Genomic DNA, 22823 nt, shown 5'->3' on the forward strand with positions numbered 1-22823 from the left:
TGGAGGGGTCGCCGGCCTGCCTGACGTAGGAGCTTCTTGCCCGCGATGACCGGGGGCATGGGTTGAGTATCGGCACGAGGCGGGTCTGCGTTTCACGACCCTCAAGCCAGAGCAGCAGGTGAAAGACTGCCTATGAGTCAGCCGTTCAGCTTCCAGAGCAAAAAACACCGCTGATGCGATTCGGATGGAGGAAATGTTTCTACAGGAGTACCGAGATGCGCGGACGGTCTTTTCGCGGGCATTCTAGACGGATGCGGGTAGGCCGATGAGACTACTCGTCGCCGCTGGAGACGACGTCCGTTAGCCTGGCTGAAGCCGCCATCCGAATGACCGATTGAGCGTGAGTGCCAAAGGCGCTTCATGGCCGTCTCGGTCCGATAGCCGCCGCGAAACCACGGCCGTCTCTGGAACGACCGCTTCTCAAGCGAGGGCTGCCACGTGGCCGACCCCGACGTCTTGCTTTCCCGTTCACAGAACACCTGCGCAATATGTTCGGTGTTCCCACTCAAGCGGAAGCACCAAGCAATGGGTAAGACCGTCCGTGGACCAATCATTTCCCCAGTGCCAGCATCACAAGTCATCAGCGCACTCGAAAATGGAGCCACGACATGACCGCCCGCCAACGCCGCCCACGCACCGCCGCCGAAGCCAGAAAAGCCGCCAGGGAAGCCCGGCTAGTAGCCGACCCCTTGCTGCCGGAAATCCAGCCCACGCCCACCGCCCAATGGCCCCAGGAAACCATCCAGCAAAGCTGCGACGACCTCCTGCGCGTGAGCGCCGGCCTGGAATCCGTCCTGACCCTGCTGGAGTTGCAGGCCGGGGAGCAGGCCGCCAATAGCGGCCTGCATGCGCTGCTGTCTCCGCTGAAGCGACAACTGGACCAGGCAGTGGACCGGGTACAGGCCCTGTACTGACGCCAGCAAAACCCACCCGAGACCCGCCTCGACGGGTCTCGTACCGGCCATTGCGTAAGCCAACTTGCGGAAGCAACAGAAGTCCGCCGCCGAAATTTCCGAACCCCGGCGAGCAAAACCGCTCACCCCCCGCACCGCAGCACCGCCCACCCGTGGGTAATCCCCACCTCCGCATAGCCAGTCCGCACAAGAGCCGCCCCACTAGTTTTGTTACGGTGGCACAGCCAGCGAAAGCGCGGCACTTCGCCCGCGAGGCATCCCCCCCTAAGCCAGGAGACAACGTTGGAGATCCTGCAACTGACCATCTCAGGCATTGCCCTGGGCTGTATCTACGCCCTGATCGCGCTGGGTTTCGTGCTGATCTACAAGGCGACCGAGACCGTGAACTTTGCCCAGGGCGAGTTCATGATGCTGGGCGCGTTTGCCGGGGTGGTGCTGACCATGATGGGGTTGCCGCTGTGGCTGGCGGTGCCGTTGACGGTCGCGGGCATGGCGGGGTTCGGGATGCTGGTGGAGCGGCTGGCGATCCGGCCGATCCTGGGGCAGCCGCAGTTCACGGTGGTGATGCTGACCATTGGCATGGGGTATGTGATGCGCGGCGTAATCACCATGGTGCCGGGCATCGGGGCGGGTACGCATACGTTGCCGGTGCCTTACCAGGGCATGGTGTGGCGCGCGGGCGCGCTGGTGCTGAGCGTGGAGCAGGTGGCGGTGATCGGGGCGACGGCGGGCTTGTGCGTGTTGTTGTACGGGGTGTTCCGCTATAGCCGGATCGGGGTGGCGATGCAGGCGAGTTCGCAGAACCAGCTTGCCGCCTATTACATGGGCATTCCGGTGCGGCGGCTGAACGGGCTGGTGTGGGGCTTGTCGGCGGCGGTGGCGGCGCTGGCGGGGTTGTTGCTGGCGCCGATCACGTTTGTGCATGCCAGCATGGGCTTGCTGGGGCTGAAGGCGTTTCCGGCGGCGGTGGTGGGGGGCTTTGGCAGCCTGCCGGGGGCCATCGTGGGCGGGCTGGTGATCGGGGTGGTGGAGTCGCTGGCGGGGTTTTACCTGCCGGAGGGCTTCAAGGATGTGGCGGCGTATGTGGTGGTGCTGATCGTGCTGGCGGTCAGGCCTAACGGGTTGTTTGGCGAGAACCTGCGCAAGAAGGTGTAGAGACGCGATGCGATTCCTCTTCAAGACCGATTATCGCCAGGACCTGCGCCTGGCCGGAAAGCCCGGGCAGGCCTTGTGGTACGTGCTGCTGCTGGCGTGTTTGCTGGTGGCGCCGGCCTGGGCCGGCAGTTACTGGATTGCGCAGCTGGGCTTTGTGCTGATCTATGCGATTGCGGGGCTGGGGCTGATGGTGCTGGCCGGCTATACCGGGCTGCTGTCGATCGGGCATGCGGCGTTCCTGGGCGTGGGGGCGTATGCGCAGGCGTGGCTGACCGGGCATGGCGTGCCGTTCGTGCCGGCCCTGGTGGCGTCGGCTGTGTTGTCCGCGGCGACGGGTGTGGTGGTGGGACTGCCGGCGCTGCGGGTGAAGGGCATCTATCTGGCGATTGCCACGCTGGCCTTCGGTTTCATCATGGAGGAGGTGATGGCGCGCTGGGAGGGGGTGACCGGGGGCAACGCGGGGCTGCCGGTGGCGGCGCCGGAGGTGGCCGGTTATACGCTGGATAGCCCGGTGGCGTTCTATTACTTGTCGCTGGCGGTGTGCCTGCTGGCGACGCTGGGGGTGCTGAACCTGCTGCGCGGCGCGACCGGGCGGGCCTTCATCGCCATCCGGGATTCGGAGATCTCGGCGCAGAGCATGGGGATTCACCTGGCGCGCTACAAGACCTTGTCGTTCGCGTTGTCGGCGGGGCTGGTGGGGCTGGCCGGGGCGTTGTATGCGCACAAGCTGCGCTTTATCTCGCCGGAGCAGTTCGGCATCGGGCAGTCCATCGATCTGTTGTTGCTGGTCGTGGTGGGCGGGCTGGGTTCGGTGCACGGCGCGTTCCTGGGGGCGGCGTTCCTGATCGTGATGCCGCAGCTGATCGTGCTGGCCAAGGACTGGCTGCCGCCTGCGGTGGCGCAGGCGAGCGGCTTGCAGGCGCTGGTGTACGGGCTGGTGCTGATGGGTTTTGTGTTGTTCGAGCCGATGGGGCTGTACGGGCGCTGGTGCAAGATCCGCACTTACCTGGAGCTGTTTCCGTTCTACCGCCAGGGCATGTTCCGGCGGCAGAAGGCGTTCCAGCGCTCCGAGCGCCTGAAATAAGGAGGGTGCGTCATGTCGCATAGCCATTCCGAACCCTTGCTGAGCGTGCGCGACCTGACCGTGCGCTTTGGCGGCGTGCTGGCGCTCAACGGCGTGAGCTTCGACGTGCGCGCGGGCGAGGTGTTTACGCTGATCGGGCCGAACGGGGCGGGCAAGACCACGGTGTTCAACCTGATCAGCCGCATCTATCCGCCCACCGGCGGGGAAATCCTGTGGCAGGGCCAGCCACTCACGCGCATGCCGCCGCACGCGATTGCGGCGCAGGGCATTGCGCGCACGTTCCAGAACATCGAGTTGTTCGAGCACGCCACGGTGCTGCAGAACCTGCTGATCGGCCACCACACGCACCGCGCCGCTGGCTTCTGGGCAGACCTGCTGTTCACGTCGGCGGCGCGCCGCTCGGAGCTGGCGGCGCGCCGCAAGGCCGAGGAGATGATCGAGCTGCTGGACCTGCAGGCGCACCGCGATGCGTTGGTGGCGGGGCTGCCTTACGGCGTGCGCAAGGTGGTGGAGCTGGCGCGCGCGCTGTGCAGCGGGCCGCGCCTGTTGCTGCTGGACGAGCCTTCGTCCGGGCTGAATGTGGAGGAAACCGAGGACATGGCCTGGTGGATCCGCGATATCCGCAGCGAGCTGGGCATCACCGTGCTGATGGTGGAGCACGACATGAGCCTGGTGTCGCGCGTGTCTGACCGCGTGCTGGCGATGAACCAGGGCCAGGTGCTGGCGCAGGGCACGCCTGCCGAGGTGCAGGCGCACCCGGGCGTGATCGAGGCTTACCTGGGCACGGTGGACGATGTGGCTTCGCTGCGGAGGGCGGCATGAAGCTGGCCGCTACCGACAACGACGCCGCCGCGCTGCGCGGCATGCTGGCGGCGCCCGTGCTGGCGCTGGCCAATGTGGAGAGCGCCTACGGGCCGGTCAAGGCGATCCGCGGGGTGAGCCTGGCGGTGGCGCCGGGCAGCATCGCCACCGTGCTGGGCGCCAACGGGGCGGGCAAGACCACCATATTGAAGACCATATCCGGTGTACTGGATCCCACGCGCGGCAGCATCGCCTTCAAGGGCGAGAGCATTGCCGGGCTGGACCCGGCGCAGATCGTGCGGCGTGGCCTGAGCCATGTGCCGGAGGGCAGGGAGGTGTTCCCGCTGCTGTCCGTGCGCGACAACCTGCTGATGGGCGCCTACACGCGGCGCGACCGCGACGGCGTGGCGCGCGACATGGAGGCGGTGTACGGCTATTTCCCCGTGCTGCGCGAGCGCGCGGCGCAGGATGCCGGGCTGCTGTCGGGCGGGCAGCAGCAGATGCTGGCGATCTCGCGCGCGCTGATGGCCGCGCCGGAGCTGATCCTGCTGGACGAGCCGAGCCTGGGGCTGTCGCCCAAGCTGACCAAGGATATCTTCGAGATCGTGGTGCGCATCAACCGCGAGCGCGGCACCACCATCCTGCTGGTGGAGCAGAACGCCAATATGGCGCTGAACGCGGCGGACTACGGCTATGTGCTGGAGAACGGCCGCATCGTGGCCGAGGATACCTGCGCGGCGCTGCGCGAAAAGGACGATATCAAGGAGTTCTATCTCGGCATGAAGGATAGCGGCGTGCGCGGGGAGCGGCGCTGGAAGAAACGCAAGACCTGGCGCTAGCGGTTGTTTCAACAAGATCCTGGCGTCATTGCGCGGCCTTGCCGTACCGCTTTGTACTGTCCGCGGCCGCGCCCGGCAGGCGGTGTGCAGTGCGATCCGGATTTCATGCTCCGCCCTGGCCAGCACCGCTTCGCTTCATTTTGAAACAACCTCTAAGGACGTTCGGAGAACCGCCCATGGCAAAACCAGCCGCGCACACCATGCAGCCCTTGTCCGAAGCCGCGTTCCAGACCGTGCCGCAGATGTTCTGGCATGCGGTGGAGGTGCGCGGCGATGCCGTGATGATGCGGCAGAAGGATCTTGGCATCTGGCGCAGCTATGGCTGGCGCGAGGTGGGCGAGATCGTGGCGGACGTGGCCGCGGGGCTGGCGGAGCTGGGCCTGCAGCGGGGCGAGGTGGTCTCGGTGCTGTCCAACACCAACCGCGAATGGGTCTGGACCGACCTGGGCGCGCTCACGGCCGGCGCGGTGGTGAACGGGATCTACCCCACCGATGCGCCGTCGCAGGTGGAATACCTGTGCCAGGACTCGGGCTCCGTGGTGCTGTTCGTGGAGAACGAGGAGCAGCTCGACAAATACCTGGAGGTGCGCGAGCGCCTGCCGGGCCTGCGCCGCGTGGTGGTGTTCGACATGGAGGGGCTGTCCGGCTTCGATGATGCCGCCGTGATGAGCCTTGACGCGCTGCTGGCACTGGGCCGGCAGGCGCGCGCGCGGCAGCCGGGCTGGCTGCCGGCCATGCGGGCCGAGGGCAGCGCCGACGCGCTGGCGGTGCTGGTGTACACGTCCGGCACCACGGGGCGGCCCAAGGGGGCGATGCTGTCGCACCGCAATGTGCTGCGCAGTTGCCTGACGCTGCGCGAGTTCATGCCGGCCACTACCATCGGCGAGCGCATGGCCTTCCTGCCGCTGTGCCATGTGTCGGAACGGATCTTCGGCGAGTATTACGCGATCCTGTGCGGTGCGGTGGCGAACTTCGTGGAGAACCCGGACACGATTTTCGACAATATCCGCGAGATCCAGCCGGATGCCTTCCTGGCGGTGCCGCGCGTGTGGGAGAAGCTGTATTCCAGCGTGACCATCGCCGTGCGCGAGGCTACCGGCCTGCAGCGCCGCGCCTACGCCTGGGGGCTGGCGGCCGGCAGGGCACGCGTACATGGGCCCGGGCAGGCGCGGCGGCTGTCCCTAGGCGCGCGCCTCAAGCTGTGGCTGGCCGACACGCTGGTGCTGGGCAATGTGCGCCGCATGATGGGCCTGAATCGCGTGCAACTGGCGGTGACCGGCGCCGCGCCGATCTCGCCGGACCTGATCCGCTGGTATATGGCGCTGGGCATCGAGCTGCATGAGCTGTGGGGCATGACCGAGATCACCGGCGCGGCCACCTGCAACCCGCCGGGCCGCATGCGCCCGGGCAGCATCGGCATTGCCTTGCCGCATACCGAGGTAAAGATCTCGCACGAGGGCGAGCTGCTGGTGCGCGGGCCGCAGGTCTTCATGGGCTACCTGAACCTGCCCGCCAAGACGGCCGAGACGATGGTGGACGGCTGGCTGCGCACCGGCGACGTGGGCCGCGTGGACGCGGATGGCTATTTCTATATCACCGACCGCATGAAGGACCTGATCATCACGGCCGGCGGCAAGAACGTGACGCCTTCCGAATGGGAGAACCAGCTCAAGTTCAGCCCCTACGTGACGGACGCGGTGGTGATCGGCGACCGCCGGCCTTTCCTGAGCTGCCTGGTGATGATCGACCAGGACAACGTGGAGCAGTGGGCGCAGGAGCATGACGTGCATTTCTCCGACTACGGCTCGCTGTGCCGCAGCAAGGAGGTGATCGCACTGGTGGGGCAGGAGATCGACCGCGTGAACCAGCAGTTCGCGCGCGTGGAGCAGATCAAGGCGTTCCGCCTGCTGGAGACGCGCCTGGGTGCCGAGGACGAGGAACTGACCCCGACCATGAAGCTCAAGCGCAAGCTGGTCAATGACAAGTACAGCGAACTGATCGAGTCGATGTATCCGGCCAAGGTGGCTTGAAGCGCTGAAGCACTAGCCCTCACAGGAGGCGCGATGAGCAAGGCAGGCAGCATGGGAAACACCGGCATCGCGGGCCAGGCCGTCAGGCACGGCCCCGTCAGCCTGGTCCGGCATGGCCGCATCGGCCTGATGTGCATCAGCCATCCGCCGGTGAACGCGCTCTCGGTGGCCACCGTGGCGGGGCTGGATGCGTGCGTGGCTGCCTTTGAAGCGGACGCCGGGCTGGACGGCCTGCTGGTCTGGTGCGCCGGCCGGACCTTCGTTGCCGGCGGGGATATCGCGCAGTTCGACGCGCCGGATTTCGATGCCGGGCCGTATAACCGCATCCTGGCCCGCATCGAGGCCAGCCCGCGGCTGGTAGTGGCGGCGCTGCACGGCACCGCGCTGGGCGGCGGGCTGGAACTGGCGCTGGCCTGCCACTACCGCGTGGCACTGCCGGGTGCGTGCGTGGGGCTGCCGGAGATCAAACTGGGCCTGCTGCCGGGCTCGCTGGGTTCGCAGCGGCTGCCGCGTGCCTGCGGGGCGGCGCTGGCGCTGGACCTGATGTTGAGCGGGCGCATGCTGGATGCCGAAGCGGCAATGGCCGCCGGCATCGTCGATGCCGTGGTGGCCGGCGAGCCGCTGGCGGTCGGGCTGAACTACCTGGAGGCCTTGCTGGAGAGGCGGGCTCCCGCCCGGCGGCTGTCCGCGCGGCGCGCCAGTGCGGCGGGCTTGCCGGACGATTTCTTCGCACAGGCCATGCGGCGGGCGCGCGAGGAGCACGGGCGCTATCCGGCCGCCGCAGCCATCGTGCAGGCGGTGGACGCCGCCGTGAACCTGCCGTTTGCCGAGGGCGAGGCGGTTGAGGCGCGCCTGCTGGCCGCCTGCGTGGCATCGCCGCAGTCGCAGGCGCTGCGCCACCTGTTCTTCGCCGAGCGGCAGGCCGCGCGCGTGCCGGGCTTGCCGGCTGGCATGGCGCCGCGCGCCCTGCATACCGCCGGCGTGGTGGGCGCCGGCACCATGGGCAGCCGCATTGCCATGAGCCTGGCCGATGCCGGCCTGCCGGTGACGCTGGTGGAGGCCAGCGACGCTGCGCTGGCGCGTGGCCTGGCATCGGTGCGCGCGCAGTATGACGTGGCTGTCGCCGCCGGGCGGCTGCGGCCCGATCAGGTGGCCAGCCGCATGGGCCTGATCGCCGGCACGCTGGACCACGGCGCGCTGGCCGGCTGCGAGCTGGTGATCGAGGCGGTGGTGGAGGACATGGCGCTCAAGCAGCAGGTCCATGCGGGGCTTGGGCGCATCTGCCAGCCCGGCGCCATCATCGCCACCAATACCTCCACGCTGGATGTGGAGGTATTGGCCGAGGCCAGCGGGCGGCCGGCGGATTTCGTGGGGCTGCATTTCCGCAACCCGTCCAACGGCGGGCGGCTGATCGAGGTGGTACGTACCGCGGCCACGGCGCCCGATGTGCTGGCGACCGCCATGCAGCTGGCGCGCCGGCTGGGCAAGGTTGCGGTGGTGTCCGGCGTGTGTTTCGGCTTTATCGGCAACCGCATGGCCGAGGCCTACCTGCGCGAGAGCGAGTTCCTGCTGATGGAAGGCGTCAGCCCGGCGCGGCTGGATGCGGTGATGCAGGCCTACGGCATGGCGATGGGGCCATGCCGCATGCTGGACCTGGCCGGCATCGACGTGGCCGCGCGCATCGTGCTGGAGTATGGCAAGGCCGGCGGCCTGCCGCCCGATCCCGCTTACCGCGCGGTGGTGCGCACGCTCTACAGGCTGGGCCGGCTTGGCTGCAAGAGCGGCGCGGGCTTCTACCGCTACCCGGCCGGCACGCTCGTGCCGGACCCGGAGGCCGCGCGCATCTGCGCCGCGCTGGGCCGCGCGCACGGCATCGCGCCGCGCCGCACCGAGATTGCCGACGAGGAGATCGTCGAGCGCCTGATCTATCCGCTTGTCAACGAAGCGGCCAAGCTGCTGGAAGAGGGCGTGGCTTGCCGGCCCGGCGACATCGACATGGTATGGACGGCCGGCTACGGCTTCCCGGATTACCTGGGCGGGCCGGTCTGGCTGGCCGACCGCATCGGCCTGGCGCGCATCGCGGCGGGGATGGAGCGCTATGCCCGGGAGCGCGGCAACCCCTATGACTACTGGGACATTTCGCCATTGCTGGCCAGGCTGGCCAGGCTGGCCGGGGGCGGGCAGGGCGGCCCGGGCCTGTCGGGCTGGCTGCCGCCATCGTCCGCGCCGCCGCCCTTGCCGGCCGGGGTGGGGCAGTTCGCCGTGCCAGCCGCCATCCATCCGGGACCCAAGCCGCCGCAGAGCGTGCATTGAAGCGAAGAAGCGCAAGCCAACGACAACACAAGGAGACCACCATGATCTGGAAAACCACCATCGCCGCCGTGGCGCTGGCGCTCAGCGCCGGGGCCGGCGCCGAGACGCGCGGCGTGAACGACAAGGAAATCGTGCTCGGCCTGATCACCGACATGTCGGGGCCGATCGTCAACTACGGCAAGGAGTCGCGCAACGRCATGACCATGGCCGTGGAGGAAATCAATGCGCGCGGCGGCGTGCAGGGCCGCAAGATCCGTGTGGTGGTGGAGGACAACGGCTACGAGCCCAAGCGCGCCGTGCTGGCGGCGCAGAAGCTGGTCACGCAGGACGGCGTGTTCGCCGTCGTCGGCCATCTTGGCACGGCGCCCAATATGGCCACGCTGCCGTTCCTGCTGCAGAGCAAGGTCTTCAATTTCATGCCGCAGAGCGCGGCGCGCGATATGTACGAGCCAGCCAGCCCGTACAAGATCGCACTGGGGCCGTCGAACTACCTGATGTCGATGACGATCATGGACTACTTCATGAAGCAGAAGCCTTACCAGCGCATCGGCGCGCTGTATCAGGACGACGACTACGGGCGCGAATCGGTGGAAGGCGTGGCGGCCTACCTCAAGGCCAAGGGCATGACGCTGGTGGAAAAAGTCTCGTACAAGCGCGGCGCGACGGATTTTTCTTCGCAGATGGCACGGCTGAAGGCGRCCAACTGCGACCTGGTGTTCAACGCGTCCACCATGCGCGAGTACGTCGCTTCGGTGCAGGAAGCACGCAAGATCGGCTTCAACCCGGTCTTTGCCGGCACCACGGCCAATTACTCGCACCAGGTGCCGCAACTGGGCGGCAAGGCGATGGAGGGGCTGCATGCGGCGGCCTTCATCATGCTGCCTTATGCCGACGATGCAAACCCGGCGGTCCGGCAATGGGCGGCGGCCTACAAGAAGCGCTTCAATGAAGACCCGGGCGTGTATTCGATGTTCAGCTACTACGCCTACACCACCTTCGCCACCATTGCCGACAAGGCCGGGCGCAACCTGACTGCCGAAAGCTTCAACGCCGCCATGGAATCGACCAAGCTGCCGCAGGACCCGCTTGGCAACCCGGGCTTCAATGTTTCCGCCGGCAACCGCCTGAGCAACGACCGCATCCGCATCATGAAGGTCTCGGGCGACAAGTGGATCCCCGCCAGCGACCTGCTGCCGCCGCCGAAGATGTAGCGGCTCCCGGCACGCGCCGGCAGCAGAAGAAAAGAAGCCCGCCACGATGCGTGAGCGACGTGGCGGGCCTAGAGCAAATTTTGGAAAGTGCAGGCCAAGCATAGGCTGCACCCGACCCGGTGCGTAATAACACGGATGAGGTAACTGCTCCGGCCATGGCAGCTCATGGCAGGCAGCTCATGGCAGGCCGTGGGCGCGATCACGGGGCAGCCGCCGATGCACACGGGCAGTCCGGCCCCGCGGCGAGGCCGCGCGGGATGCGGCAAAGCAGACAACCGACAACAGGAGACAGGGATGAGCACGGCAACGGAACAGGCGCGCGAGCGCATCGGCCGCATTGCGCTGGGGGACGTGGTGCACCGCTCGGCGCGGCGCTTCGGCGCGCGTACCGCGCTGATCGAGGGCGAGCACAGCCTGAGCTATGCGGGGCTGGATGCGGCCTCCAACCAGTTCGCCCATTACCTGCTGGGCCAGGGCATGGGCGGCGGCGAGCGCGTGGGCATGCTGTGCAACAACTCCACCGCCATGATCGTGGCGCTGCTTGGCATCCAGAAGGCGGGCCTGGTGTGGGTGCCCGTCAACACCGCGCTGGCGCCCGACGCGATCCGCTACATCCTCGAGCATGCCGAGGTGACGCGGGTGGTGGCGGATGCCTCGGTGCTGGCGCGCCCCGGCATCGCCGAACTGGTGGCGGAACTGGGTCTTCCCGTGGTGCTGCTGGAGCCCGCCGGCGAGGTGGCAGCGCAGGCGCCAGGGATCGCCGTGACGAAATACGCGGACGCGCTGGCCGGCCAGCCGGCCACCCTGCCGACGGTGGACATCGCCAGCGGCCAGCTTGCCCAGATCATGTACACCAGCGGCACCACCGGCCCGCAGAAGGGCGTGATGCATTCGCATGCCTCGGTGCATTCGGTGCTGATGGCCAACCTGGTCGATACCGGCTGCGGCAGCGCGGCGCCCGAGGTGTTTACCTGCCTGCTGCCGATGTTCCATTGCGCCCAGCACGGCAACACCATGAGTGCCCTGCTGGGCGGCCACGCGGTGGTGGTGGCGCGCGGCTTCGAACCGGCGCGGGTGCTGGCGGACCTGGCGCGCCACCGCGTCAGCGTGGTGGTGGCGCTGCCGATGATGTACCGCGCCATGCTGGAGCATCCGCAGTTCGCCGCCACGGACCTGTCCAGCGTGCGGCTGTGCATCTACGGCATGGCGCCGCTGCCCAAGAACCTGCTGCTGCGGCTGCTGGACGCGTTCTGCCCGAATTTCATCCTGTGCTCAGGGCAGACCGAGATGTACCCGGCGGCGACCATCTTCGAAGCGGACCAGCAGCGCCGGCGCTTCGGCGCCTGGTGGGGCGTGGGCACGGTGGGCAACGAAGTGGCGGTGATGGCCGACGACGGCCGCCTGCTTGGCCCCGGCGAGCCGGGCGAGATCGTGTTCCGCGGGCCCAATGTGATGCTGGGCTACTACAAGGATCCGCAAGCCACGGCGCGCGCCCAGCGTTTCGGCTGGCACCACTCCGGCGACCTCGGCGTGCTCGATGAGGACGGCCAGCTGCTGTTCCTCGACCGCATCAAGGACATGATCAAGACCGGCGGCGAGAACGTTCCCTCGATCAAGGTCGAGGAGGTGCTGCTGCGCCATGCCGCGGTGGCCAACGCGGCGGTGGTGGGCCTGCCGCATGCGCGCTGGGGCGAGGCGGTGACGGCCTTCGTCACGCTCAAGCCGGGCGCGGCGATAGCGGAGTCCGAGCTGGATGCGCACTGCCGGGCGCATCTGGGCGGCTTCGAAGTGCCCAAGGCAGTGCTGCTGCTGGCTGCGCTGCCGGCCACGTCCACCGGCAAGATCCAGAAGTTCGAGTTGCGTCAGCGCTACCGGGAGCATTACGATGAGGCCGGCGGCGTAGCCAGCTGACGCAAGACGCGGGCGGCAGGCGCGGGCTACGCTGCCCGTTGCGCTACCGGCCATGCGGCGGCGCCACCACACACAAGCCGGCCTGGCGACGCATCCCCGGGTGCGCGGACAGCGCCGGCAGGAGACAAAAGGACATGCAGATGCAGGCAAAAGGCATTGCGTGCCCGCCGGCCACGGATACKGCGCCGCGCGCCGCGGACGTGCGCGGCAGGGTGATGTGGGTCACGGCGGAGCGGCTGTTCTACGCGGGCCTGCTTGGTTCGCCGTCGGTGCGCACCATGGGCGGGCTGCTGGTCTACGTGGCCCTGCGCGCGCCAATCCGCATCTGCCTGGACGGCACCCGGTGGGAATCCACCGATCTCGCGGTGGTGCCTGCCTACATGCCGCACTCGGTGGCGTGCGACGACCGCATGATCTGCGACCTGGGGCTGGAGGCCGAAAGCATTGACCTGGCGCGCCTGCCGTCCGTGATCCGCGGGCGGGCCGGGCCGGTGGACGACCCCGCCTTCGTGCGCCATGTGCGTCAGGCCCATGCCTGGCTCAGCCAGCATGGCCGCGAAGTGGACCTGCAGGCCGACAGCTTCGACCAGATCTTCTTCGGGCAAACGCTGGCGCGGCGCCGGCTGGACCCGCGCATCGAGGCCGTGGTGCAGCGCATCCGCGATGCGCCCTCGGCCACCGCCACGGCGGAGTCCTGCGCGGCGTCGGCGCATCTGTCGTTCTCGCGCTTCCTGCATCTGTTCAAGGAGGAGATCGGCACGCCGTTCCGCAGCTTCCGCACCTGGAAGCGCGCGCGCAGCCTGCTGCACTACGTGACGCAGGATTCCAACCTGGCCCATGTGGCGCTCGATACCGGCTACCCGGATTCCACGCACTTCAGCCACTCGATCCGGCAGGTCTATGGCCTCAAGCCGAGCGATATCTTTGCCGGCTCGCGCAAGCTCGCCCTGATCGGCGAGCGCGCTGCGCAGGGCGGCGTGCCCGGCCCCGACGGCCGGGGCCGCTAGCGGGGTTCCGCCGCGCACTCCGCGCGCAGGGCGGCCTTGTGGATCTTGCCGGCCGGCGTCATTGGCAGGATATCGCGCAGCACCACCTGGCGCGGCACCTTGTAGTCGGCCAGGCGGCTCGCGCAATAGGCGCGGATCTCCGGGCCGGTCAGGTCGCAGCCCGGCTTCGGCACGATGTAGTAGCGCCCGATCTCGCCCAGCACCGGGTCCGGCACACCAATGCCGGCCACCATCATCACGTCCGGATGGCGCGCGATCACGCCTTCGATCTCGGCGGGGTAGACGTTGAAGCCGCCCTGGATATACATATCCTTCTTGCGGCCCTTGAGCTGGATATAGCCGCGCTTGTCCACGCAGCCCAGGTCGCCGGAGCGCAGCCAGTTGTCGGCGCCGAAGCCGTCGGCACTGGCCGCGGCGCCGATATAGCCCGCGCACACGCCCGCGCCACGGAAGCAAAGCTCGCCGATCTCCCCGGGCGCGGCAATATTGCCGGCGGGGGTGACCACGCGCACCTCTGCACTGTCGAATACGCAGCCGATCGAGTCCATCAGGTCTTGCCGCGCCGCGTTCCAGGGTGTCATCACGATGGCCCCGGACGATTCGGACAGGCCATACAGGTTCATCACCGTGGCCTGCGGCATGCGCGCCTGCAGTTGTTCTAGCAGCGCGGCATCCACGGTGGCGCCGCCCACCACCACCAGCCGCACCGAGGAAAAGTCCACGCTGGCGGAGTCCGGATGCATCAGCAGCAGCGTGGCCATGGTCGGCACGCCCGAGAAAATGGTGGGCGGGTGCCTGCGCATCATGGCCAGCACGGTGTCTGCCTTGAACACCGGCACCAGTTCGCAGGTGCCGCCGCCGAGCAGGTAGTTCAGCACCCCGCAGGTGATACCGCCCACATGGTTGAAGGGCAGGGCGAGCTGGATGTGGTCGCGCTCGTCGGTGCGCACATGGCGCGCCTGCGCCCACGCGGACGCCAGCAGGCTGCGGTGCGACAACCCCGCGCCCTTGGGCCGGCCGGTGGTGCCGGAGGTATAGATCACCATGGCCAGGTCATCGGGCCCCACGCGTGCCTCGGCGGCCTGCAGCGCGGCCCCGTCAGGCGCGACGGCAAGCAGGGCCGACAGTCCTGGCATGCCGGCTTGCGCCGGCTGCGCGTCGATGGTGATGACATTGAGCAGGCCCGGCATGCGCGGCATCAGACGCGTCAGCATGGCGAGAAAATCGAAGCCATCGGCTTGCGGCACGGTGAAGACCGCCTTGATGCCGCTGTCGTTGACCATGTGCTCGATCTCGTTGTCGCGGTAGCGCACGCTCAGGCCGACCACCGCCACGCCGATACGCGTTGCCGCGTAGAACAGCTGCAGCCATTCGATCTGGTTCAGGCCGATCACCCCGATGCGGTCGCCGTGGCGCAGGCCCAGCCCGAGCAGGCCACAGGCAAGCCGGGCCGAAGCGGCCTCGACCTCGCCGAAGCTGTGTGCCTGCTCGCGGCACAAGTAGGCGGTGCGCTGGCTCCAGCGCTGGCTGGCTTCCTGCAGGGCGGTGCCGATGGTGGCGGGCGGCTGCTTGGCGATCATGCGGAATCTCCGTGGGGGAAGGCGGGCGCGGCCATGTGGCGCGCGACCAGACTTGGCTTCGAGCGCAAAGCGTAGCCAAGGCGTCCGTGCAAGGCTTGCGGAAAGTGGCTGACGGCTGGCGCGGCCATGGCTTCGGGCCTGCCTGGCTTCTCTTTTGATACGCATGACATGCGTAAATGACTAATACCCACGATATTGGTATTTGCAAATTACCCATATTGTTTGTAAAGTGACATTACGCATATCATCGCTACCCGCACCCGATCGCCAGGCAGTCATCCCATGAAACAACAGCTATCCACCGCCACGCAGTTGGGCCAGGTGCTTCAATCGGCACGGCGGGCCGCCGGGCTTTCCCAGACCGACCTGGCTGCGCGCCTGGCGGTCAGCCAGAGCCGGATCTCCCATATGGAACTGAACCCGGGCACCATCAGCGCCGACCAGCTGCTGGCGCTGGTCAGCGTGCTGGGGCTGGAGCTGGTGGTGCAGGACCGGGGCGCGCCGCACGCGCCAGGCGGCGCAACGCCCGCGGTGGAGTGGTAGCCATGGGCCGCAGAACACATGCGCGCGCGCTGTCGCTGTGGGCCAACGGCGAGCGCGTCGGGACCTGGCGCATCCCCACGCGCGGCGAGATGGAGCTGCAGTACGACCCGGACTGGATGGCATCGGACGCCGGGCGGCCCTTGTCGCTGTCGCTGCCGTTCGGCGTGGATGCCTCGCCGCTGAAAGGCGAGCGCGTGCGCAACTACTTCGATAACCTGCTGCCCGACAGCGACACCATCCGCAAGCGCCTGGCGACCCGCTTCAAGGCTGCCAGCACGGACGCCTTCGACCTGCTCGAAGCCATCGGCCGCGACTGCGTGGGCGCCGTGCAACTGCTGGCGGAGAACGGCCAGCCGTCTGGCCATGATCGCATCGAAGGCACGCCGCTGTCCGACGCCGATATCGAAGTCCTGCTGCGCCAGACCGTGGGCCCCGCCGGGCCCGGCGCGCAGGACGACGACGATTTCCGCATCTCGCTGGCCGGCGCGCAGGAGAAGACCGCGCTGCTGTGGCACGGCGGGCGCTGGATGAAACCCCACGGCGCCACGCCCACCACGCATATCCTGAAGCTGCCGCTCGGGCTGGTCGGCAACAAGCGCGCGGACCTCGGCACCTCGGTCGAGAACGAATGGCTCTGCCTGGCGATCCTGGCCGCTTTCGGGCTGCCGGCCGCGCACAGCGAGATCCGACACTTCGGCGCACAGAAGGTGCTGAGCGTGCAGCGCTTCGACCGCCAGATGCATTCCTCGGGCAACTGGATCCTGCGCCTGCCGCAGGAGGATTTCTGCCAGGTGCTGGGCGTGCCGCCGCACCTCAAGTACGAGGCGGACGGTGGCCCGGGCATGCGTGATATCGCGCAGATCCTGCGCCAGTCCGTCAATGCCGACGCCGACCTGGAAACCTTCCTCGCCACGCAGATCCTGTTCTGGATGCTGGCCGCGCCGGACGGGCACGCCAAGAACTTCAGCATCCGGCTGCTGCCGGGCGGGCGCTACCGCCTGACGCCGTTGTATGACGTGATGTCGATCTGGCCGGTGGTGGGCAACGGCGCCAACCAGTGGTCCTGGCACAAGGCCAAGCTGGCCATGGCCGTGGCCGGCAAGAACCGCCACTATCTGTTCAAGGACGTGCAGCGCCGGCATTTCAACGCGATGGCGGCGAAGTGCTTCCACGGGCCGGATGCCGAGCCCATCATCGGCCGGCTGCTGGCGCAGACGCCGGCCGTGATCGTGCAGGTGAACGCGGCCTTGCCGGCGGGATTTCCGCAGAAGGTGGCGGACGCCATCCTGGGCGGGCTGGAGGCATCGGCGCGGCTGCTCGCGGGCATGCCGGCGGCGTAGTGCAGGCATCCGGGCCGACCACTTAGCGCAAGACGAACCGCGCCGGCACGGCCTATGTTCGAGCCATCCAAGGCATTCGACCATCCAAGCCACCCGCCCCAGACCGGATCCCGCATGAGCCTCCTGACCCTGCCGCCGCTGCCGCATTACTTCACCCCCGAGCACGAACAGTTCCGCACCACGCTGCGCGAGTTCGTCGCGCGCGAGATCACGCCGTTTGCCGGCGAGTGGGACGAAGCCGGCACCTTCCCGCGCTCGCTCTACCGGCRCGCCGCCGAAATCGGCCTGCTGGGCCTGGGCTACCCCGAAGCCTTCGGCGGCACGCCCGGCGACATCTTCTACCACCTGATCCAGGCCGAGGAATTCGCCCGCAGCGGCTCCGGCGGCGTCAATGCCTCGCTCAACTCCCACACCATCGGCATGCCGCCGGTCGTCGCCGCCGGCAGCCAGGCGCTGCAGCGGCGCGTGCTGCCGCCGGTGATCGCCGGCGAGAAGATCGCCGCGCTGGCCATCACCGAGCCCGGCGGCGGCTCCGACGTGGCCAGCCTGCGCACCACCGCCGTGCGCGACGGCGACCACTATGTGCTCAACGGCGAGAAGACCTTCATCACCTCCGGCATGCGGGCCGATTTCATCACTACCGCCGTGCGCACCGACCCCGCCAACAAGGGCGCGGGCGGCATCTCGCTGCTGCTGGTGGAGGGCAACCCGCCGGGCCTGACGCGCACCGAACTCAGGAAGATGGGCTGGCTGGCCTCCGACACCGCCCACCTGCGCTTCGACAACTGCCGGATTCCGGTGGCCAACCTGATCGGCGAGGAGAACCGCGGCTTCCAGATCATCATGCGCAACTTCAATTCCGAGCGGCTGGGCATGAGCGCCAGCGCCTATGGCTATGCCGAAGCCTGCCTGCAGGAAGCGCTCGACTGGGCCCGCCAGCGCCACACCTTCGGCCAGCCGCTGGTGGATCGCCAGGTGATCCGCCACAAGCTGGTGGACATGGCCCTGCGCATCGAAGCCGCGCGCAACCTGGTCTACGACCTGGCTTACCGGGTCCAGCACCAGGCCGGCGACCCCGCCCAGCTGGTGGCGCGCACCTGCATGGCCAAGATCCAGGCCACCCAGGCCATGCAGTTCTGCGCCGACCAGGCCGTGCAGATCCTCGGCGGCATGGGCTTCATGCGCGGCACCTTGAGCGAGCGCGTCTACCGCGAGGTCAAGGTCATGATGATCGGCGGCGGTTCGGAGGAGATCATGAAGGACCTGGCGGCGCGGCAGCTGGGGTTTTGAGGGCAGGGCAGGGGCAGGGACCGTGGAGGGCGCGGGCTATTGCGCATGCGCGCCGGTTCCTTGAACCGGTTCGCATCGGCCCGGGGACAAGCAGGCCGGAGCGATTGCGGTATCTGCGGTATCTGGCGTCATCCTGGCTGCAGGCGCATGACTGCGAAGCGGCGGGCCGTCTTATAATCGGCCGCATCCACCGGCGCTGCCGCCGGGCGGGCGTCCTGGAACCGGCCGAATGCCCTCGTACCCCTTAGTCCTCTGTCTCACCTTTGCGGTAGTCGGGAGCCTGACGATGGCCCTGGTGGCCTGGACCAGGCGGGACGATCCCACCGTCAAGGCGTTCCTGGTGCTGGCCTGCGGCACGGCGCTGTGGAGCGGTGGCCGCCTGCTCGAGTTGAGTTCCACCGATCTGGAAACGCGCGTGCTGTGGGCCAAGCTGCAGTACATCGGCATCATGGCCGTGCCGATCGGCTGGTTCTGCGCCATGCTGCAACTGAGCCGGCCGAAGGCCGTCGTCCCGCACTGGCTGCTGGCGATGCACGCCGTGATCAGCGCGGTGACGCTGGGCCTGGTCTTCACCAATGAACAACACCGGCAGATCTGGTCGTCGATCGCCCTGATGCCGGGCGGGGCGCCGCCGGGCGCGGTCTTCACCCATGGCCCGGCCTACGCCGCCGTGGCGGTGTACACCTACCTGCTGTTGCTGCTCAGCCTTTATTTCCTGGTCACGGCGCGCGTGCCGGCAGGCGGGCTGACGCGCGGCGGCCGTGCCGTGCTGGCCTGCGGGCTGGCATTGCCGCTGCTGGCCAATGTGGCCTACCTGACGCGCCATACCGGTGCGCTAGGCGGCGATCTGACGCCCGCCACGTTTTCGGTGATGACCTTGCTCGTGTGGTTCTGCGCACTGCGCAGCCATCTGGAAGACGTGGGCCACTACGCCAGGCTGCGCGTGTTCGATACGCTGCACGAAGGCTGCGTGATCGCCAACGCCAACGACATCATCGTCGACTCCAACACGGCGGCGCGGGGCCTGCTGGCCGACATGGGGCGTGGCCAGCCCGTGCCGCAGGCATGGCAGCACGCCATTGCCGCCAGCCGCTCTGGCGCGCACGGCGGCGGCTCCTACCTGATCTCCGAAGCGCGGGTGGACTACGAACTGACGGTGGAATCCGTGCGCAACCTGAAAGGGCAGGCAGTGGGGATCATCGTATTCCTGCGCGACGTGACGCGCTTCCGTTCGCGCGAGCAGGCGCTGACAGTGGAGAACTCCAGCCTGGCCGAGCGGCTGGGCGAGACCGAGGAGAAGCTCTCGCGCATCGAGGCGGACCTGTACCGGGACGCCCTGACCGGTGCCTACAACCGGCGGTTTTTCGAGCGCGAGGCGGCCGCCGTGGTGGCCGGCGCATTCGAGCGCGCGGCGTCGGTCGGCATCCTGATCATCGACGTCGACTACTTCAAGCAGTACAACGACCTGCACGGCCACGTGCACGGCGACGAATGCCTGCGCCGCGTGGCCGGCGCCATCAGCGGGGCGTTGCGCGACGGCCCCGGCGGCTTCTGCGCGCGCGTGGGCGGCGAGGAGTTCGTCGCGGTGCTGCCGTCCGTGTCGTTGCCCGAGACCCGCGCCGCCGGCCTGCGCCTGCTCGAGGCGGTGCGGGCGCTGAGGCTTCCCCACGGCGGCTGGCCCGAGCACCCTTGCGTGACTGTCAGCGTGGGCGCGGTCTGCGAGATCCCTTCGTCGTCGCGGCTGGAATCGCTGCTGGAGAAGGCCGACGCCGCCATGTACGAGGCCAAGCGCAACGGCCGCGACCGCTTCGTCATGCGCGACCAGGCGGCGCTGCCGGCTTACCCCTGAAACACCGCCCGGAGCCGGCTTACTCCTCGCTGGTCCACTCCACGTGCACGCCCAGGCTGCGCAGGTTTTCCACGAAGCGCGGGTGGGCGCGGCGGATCGGCGTGGCGTTGCGGATCTCGGAGCGGCCGTCGATGCTGGCGGCCACCATGAACAGGGCGATCGCCACGCGGATGATGTACGGGCTTTCCACCACTGCCGGCGTCAGCGGGTTGCCGCCGAAGGTGATCAGGCGGTGCGGATCGGACGAGAACACGTGGGCGCCGAACTTGGACAGTTCGCCCGTCCAGCCCAGCGCGCCGTCGTAGACCTTGTTCCAGAACATGGCGTTGCCCTTGGCGCGCACGCCCAGCGCGATGAAGATCGGCAGCAGGTCCACCGGGAAGTAGGGCCACGGCGCCGCTTCCACCTTGGTCAGCACATTGCTGGTGAAAGGCGTCTGCACTTCCAGCGGGCCGGGGCAGGTGGCGCGCGACCAGCCGTCCTCGTGCGTGATCTGCACGCCGAACTTGGCGAAGGTGCGGTCGATCAGCGGGAAATTGCCCGGCGCGCTGTTGCGCACCACCACATCGCCGCCGGTGATGGCGCCCAGCGCCAGGAAGGTGGTGATCTCGTGGAAATCCTCGTCGAAGTGGAACTCGCCGCCGCGCAGGGCATTGCCACCGTGTACCGTCACGCGCGAGGTGCCCATGCCTTCGATGCGCACGCCGAGCATTTCCATGAAGCGGCAGAACTCCTGCACATGCGGCTCCGATGCCGCGTTGGTCAGGGTGGAGACGCCATCCGCCGCGGCCGCGCACAGCACGAAGTTCTCCGTGGTAGTGACCGAGGCATAGTCCAGCCAGTGGTCCGTGGGCGTGAGCCGGCCCGCGCTGCGCACCAGCAGCGAGCCGTCGGCACGTTCCACCTGGCCGCCGAAGCGGCGGAATACGTCGATGTGCGGGTCGATCTCGCGCACGCCCAGCGTGCAGCCCTTGACGTTGTCCTCCAGCCGCGCGACGCCGAAGCGCGCCAGCAGCGGCGGCACCAGCATGATGGACGAGCGCATTTCCTCCGGCAGCCGGTGGCTCGACGCGTCGAAGCGGGTATCGCGATGATGCAGCTCCAGCGTGCCGGTGGCGTGGTCCATGCGCACATCGCTGCCGAGGGTGCGGAAGATGTCGAGGATCTTGCGCACATCGGTGATATCGGGCACGCCGTGCAGGCGCAGCGGTTCAGCCGTGAGCAGCGTGGCGCAAAGCACGGGCAGCACCGCGTTCTTGTTGGCAGAAGGGATGATGCGGCCACGCAAAGGCGTACCACCGTGCACGATGAGATTGGACATGGATCGGAGCGAGGAAAAAAGGGGCTGACTGGGCTGACGGAAGCTGACGGAGGCGGAAATCGCGGACGGGCCGCAAAGGCGTCCCGCATTGTACTTGCCGGGGCGGGGCGCGGCATGACCAAACCTGCACGTGGCATCCCGGACGTGCTGGCCGTTGCACACCGGGCGGTTAGAATTTTCCCTTTGTTTCCCTTTGTTTCCGTTACCAAGCCAGGAAAATATCCCATGCTTCACTTCCAACGCCGGCGCAGCCTGTTGCTGGCCGCCGCCGCGGCGCCGCTGGCGGCGATCAGCCCGGTCCGGGCGGCAGCCGGACACGACGCAAGCGCGGCGCAAGCCACGCTCGCCGCCCTCGAAGGCGATTCGGGCGGCCGCCTCGGCGTGGCCGCGCTGAACACCTCCGACGGCAGCCGGCTGCGCTACCGCGCCGACGAGCGCTTCGCCTTCTGCAGCACCTTCAAGGTCATGCTCGCCGGTGCCATCCTGGCGCGCAGCACCCGCCAGGACGGGCTGCTGGCGCAGCGTATCCCGTATGCAAAAGACAATCTCGTGACCTACTCGCCGGTCACGGCGAAACATGCCGGCGAAGGCATGACGGTGGCCGAACTTTGCCGCGCCGCGCTCCAGTACAGCGACAACACCGCGGCCAACTTGTTGATCAGGCTTGCCGGCGGGCCGCAGGACGTGACCGCATTCGCCCGCTCGATCGGCGACGATGCCTTCCGCCTCGATCGCTGGGAGACCGAGCTCAACACGGCCATCCCCGGCGATCCGCGCGATACCTCCACGCCCGCCGCGATGGCGGACAGCCTGCACAAGCTGGCGCTGGCGGACGCGCTGCCGGCCCCCGCGCGCCAGCAATTGCAGGACTGGATGCGCGGCAATACGACCGGCGCGCGGCGGATCCAGGCCGGCATGCCCGCCGGCTGGCAGAGCGGCGACAAGACGGGCACGGGGGACTACGGCACCACCAACGATATCGCCGTACTCTGGCCGCCGGGCGGCGCGCCGGTCGTTGTCGCGGTCTACTTCACGCAACCGCAGAAGGACGCGAAGGCAAGGGAGGACGTGATCGCACAAGCCGCGCGCATCGCCCTCGGCGCTGTCGCCCGCAGCGATGTAGCGCGGGGCTGACAGCCAACGGCGGCCAGGCGCAATGGCTCGCTGGTGTGGAGGTTGGACGTGATCGCGAAAGAGACCGGCGGCTTTCGCGATCGACGCCATATGCGCGAAGCCTTCGTGCGTGGGCTCGGCCATTCTTCGCAGGCGGTGAGGCGAGAAGCGCGTTGTAGTGGGATGAACTCCTCTGGCGTCTCCATTGCATTCAACCGGGCAGGCTGAATACCATGGACAGGCCCTCAAGCGGACATTTCTGCTTTGCTAAAAGGGGGTGCGGACGAATACATGAACTACCCCCAAGTAGTCCAAGTTTTGGTCCGCACCCCCGAACCGGACATTACAACTTTGCCGCTACATCCATGTCTAGCGATCCGTGATCTCCAACCGTTCGGCGGCCACGCTGGGCCGCAATTGACCATCCACGACCGCCTGAACGGTCTTGAGCCTGTCTAACTCACGCATGCTTACTGTAATGACCTCGGGTCTAGCCATCCTCGGGCGTCTCCATTGCATTCA

The 22823-nt window shown here is 68.0% G+C and carries 17 protein-coding genes; 15 read left to right on the plus strand and 2 right to left on the minus strand.

Annotated features, from left to right (window positions below; all coding sequences use genetic code 11):
• Window positions 1–608 precede the first annotated feature (608 nt).
• The 10 genes from AB4Z48_RS15555 (at window position 609) to AB4Z48_RS15600 (ending at window position 13265) form a co-directional block, all read left to right on the plus strand.
• Window positions 609–914, plus strand: coding sequence for a DUF1484 family protein (locus AB4Z48_RS15555; protein WP_441615387.1), 306 nt, complete (start codon window positions 609–611; stop codon window positions 912–914).
• Window positions 915–1196: 282 nt separating this feature from the next.
• Entirely contained in the window at window positions 1197–2069 is an 873-nt protein-coding gene (locus AB4Z48_RS15560) for a branched-chain amino acid ABC transporter permease (protein ID WP_441615389.1), read from the plus strand.
• Window positions 2070–2076: 7 nt separating this feature from the next.
• A complete protein-coding gene (locus AB4Z48_RS15565; RefSeq protein WP_441615391.1) occupies window positions 2077–3153 on the plus strand; it encodes a branched-chain amino acid ABC transporter permease in 1077 nt (358 codons plus the stop codon).
• A 12-nt stretch (window positions 3154–3165) separates the two neighbouring features.
• Window positions 3166–3975 carry an ABC transporter ATP-binding protein gene (locus AB4Z48_RS15570; RefSeq protein ID WP_441615393.1) on the plus strand — a complete coding sequence of 270 codons (810 nt, stop codon included), beginning with the start codon at window positions 3166–3168 and terminating at the stop codon, window positions 3973–3975.
• Complete coding sequence (locus tag AB4Z48_RS15575) at window positions 3972–4793, plus strand: ABC transporter ATP-binding protein (RefSeq protein WP_441615395.1); 822 nt, start codon at window positions 3972–3974, stop codon at window positions 4791–4793. The genes AB4Z48_RS15570 and AB4Z48_RS15575 overlap by 4 nt, the downstream gene beginning before the upstream one ends.
• Window positions 4794–4969: 176 nt before the next feature.
• Window positions 4970–6823, plus strand: a complete 1854-nt coding sequence (locus AB4Z48_RS15580) for an AMP-dependent synthetase/ligase (RefSeq protein WP_441615397.1) — start codon at window positions 4970–4972, stop codon at window positions 6821–6823.
• A 33-nt stretch (window positions 6824–6856) separates the two neighbouring features.
• A complete protein-coding gene (locus AB4Z48_RS15585) occupies window positions 6857–9136 on the plus strand; it encodes a 3-hydroxyacyl-CoA dehydrogenase NAD-binding domain-containing protein (protein WP_441615399.1) in 2280 nt (759 codons plus the stop codon).
• A 41-nt stretch (window positions 9137–9177) separates the two neighbouring features.
• Entirely contained in the window at window positions 9178–10347 is a 1170-nt protein-coding gene (locus tag AB4Z48_RS15590) for an ABC transporter substrate-binding protein (RefSeq protein WP_441615401.1), read from the plus strand.
• 294 nt (window positions 10348–10641) lie between these two features.
• A complete protein-coding gene (locus tag AB4Z48_RS15595; protein WP_441615403.1) occupies window positions 10642–12258 on the plus strand; it encodes a class I adenylate-forming enzyme family protein in 1617 nt (538 codons plus the stop codon).
• Window positions 12259–12392: 134 nt separating this feature from the next.
• A complete protein-coding gene (locus AB4Z48_RS15600; RefSeq protein WP_441615404.1) occupies window positions 12393–13265 on the plus strand; it encodes a helix-turn-helix domain-containing protein in 873 nt (290 codons plus the stop codon).
• On the opposite strand, the gene AB4Z48_RS15605 is transcribed toward AB4Z48_RS15600, so the two are convergent.
• Window positions 13262–14845 (minus strand): class I adenylate-forming enzyme family protein, encoded by a 1584-nt coding sequence (locus AB4Z48_RS15605; RefSeq protein WP_441615406.1) that lies wholly within the window; start codon window positions 14843–14845, stop codon window positions 13262–13264. The genes AB4Z48_RS15600 and AB4Z48_RS15605 overlap by 4 nt on opposite strands.
• A gap of 282 nt (window positions 14846–15127) precedes the next feature.
• Between AB4Z48_RS15605 and AB4Z48_RS15610 the strand changes: the two genes are divergently transcribed.
• From AB4Z48_RS15610 to AB4Z48_RS15625, 4 genes are all read left to right on the plus strand, one after another.
• Window positions 15128–15388 (plus strand): helix-turn-helix domain-containing protein, encoded by a 261-nt coding sequence (locus AB4Z48_RS15610; protein ID WP_441615407.1) that lies wholly within the window; start codon window positions 15128–15130, stop codon window positions 15386–15388.
• A gap of 2 nt (window positions 15389–15390) precedes the next feature.
• Window positions 15391–16728, plus strand: a complete 1338-nt coding sequence (locus tag AB4Z48_RS15615) for a type II toxin-antitoxin system HipA family toxin (protein ID WP_441615409.1) — start codon at window positions 15391–15393, stop codon at window positions 16726–16728.
• Window positions 16729–16842: 114 nt separating this feature from the next.
• The gene (locus tag AB4Z48_RS15620) at window positions 16843–18018 is read left to right on the plus strand and encodes an acyl-CoA dehydrogenase family protein (RefSeq protein ID WP_441615411.1); all 1176 of its coding nucleotides are present in this window, start codon (window positions 16843–16845) and stop codon (window positions 18016–18018) included.
• A 229-nt stretch (window positions 18019–18247) separates the two neighbouring features.
• On the plus strand, window positions 18248–19867 hold the full coding sequence (locus AB4Z48_RS15625; protein WP_441615412.1) for a histidine kinase N-terminal 7TM domain-containing protein: 1620 nt from the start codon (window positions 18248–18250) through the stop codon (window positions 19865–19867).
• Between the two features lie 19 nt (window positions 19868–19886).
• On the opposite strand, the gene AB4Z48_RS15630 is transcribed toward AB4Z48_RS15625, so the two are convergent.
• A complete protein-coding gene (locus tag AB4Z48_RS15630) occupies window positions 19887–21188 on the minus strand; it encodes a UDP-N-acetylglucosamine 1-carboxyvinyltransferase (protein WP_441615414.1) in 1302 nt (433 codons plus the stop codon).
• Between the two features lie 225 nt (window positions 21189–21413).
• Here AB4Z48_RS15630 and bla point away from each other — a divergent pair, with 225 nt between their 5' ends.
• Window positions 21414–22322 carry a class A beta-lactamase gene (bla, locus tag AB4Z48_RS15635; protein WP_441615416.1) on the plus strand — a complete coding sequence of 303 codons (909 nt, stop codon included), beginning with the start codon at window positions 21414–21416 and terminating at the stop codon, window positions 22320–22322.
• Window positions 22323–22823 lie beyond the last annotated feature (501 nt).

It is taken from the genome of Cupriavidus sp. 2TAF22, assembly GCF_052115045.1.
Classification (GTDB): Bacteria; Pseudomonadota; Gammaproteobacteria; order Burkholderiales; family Burkholderiaceae; genus Cupriavidus.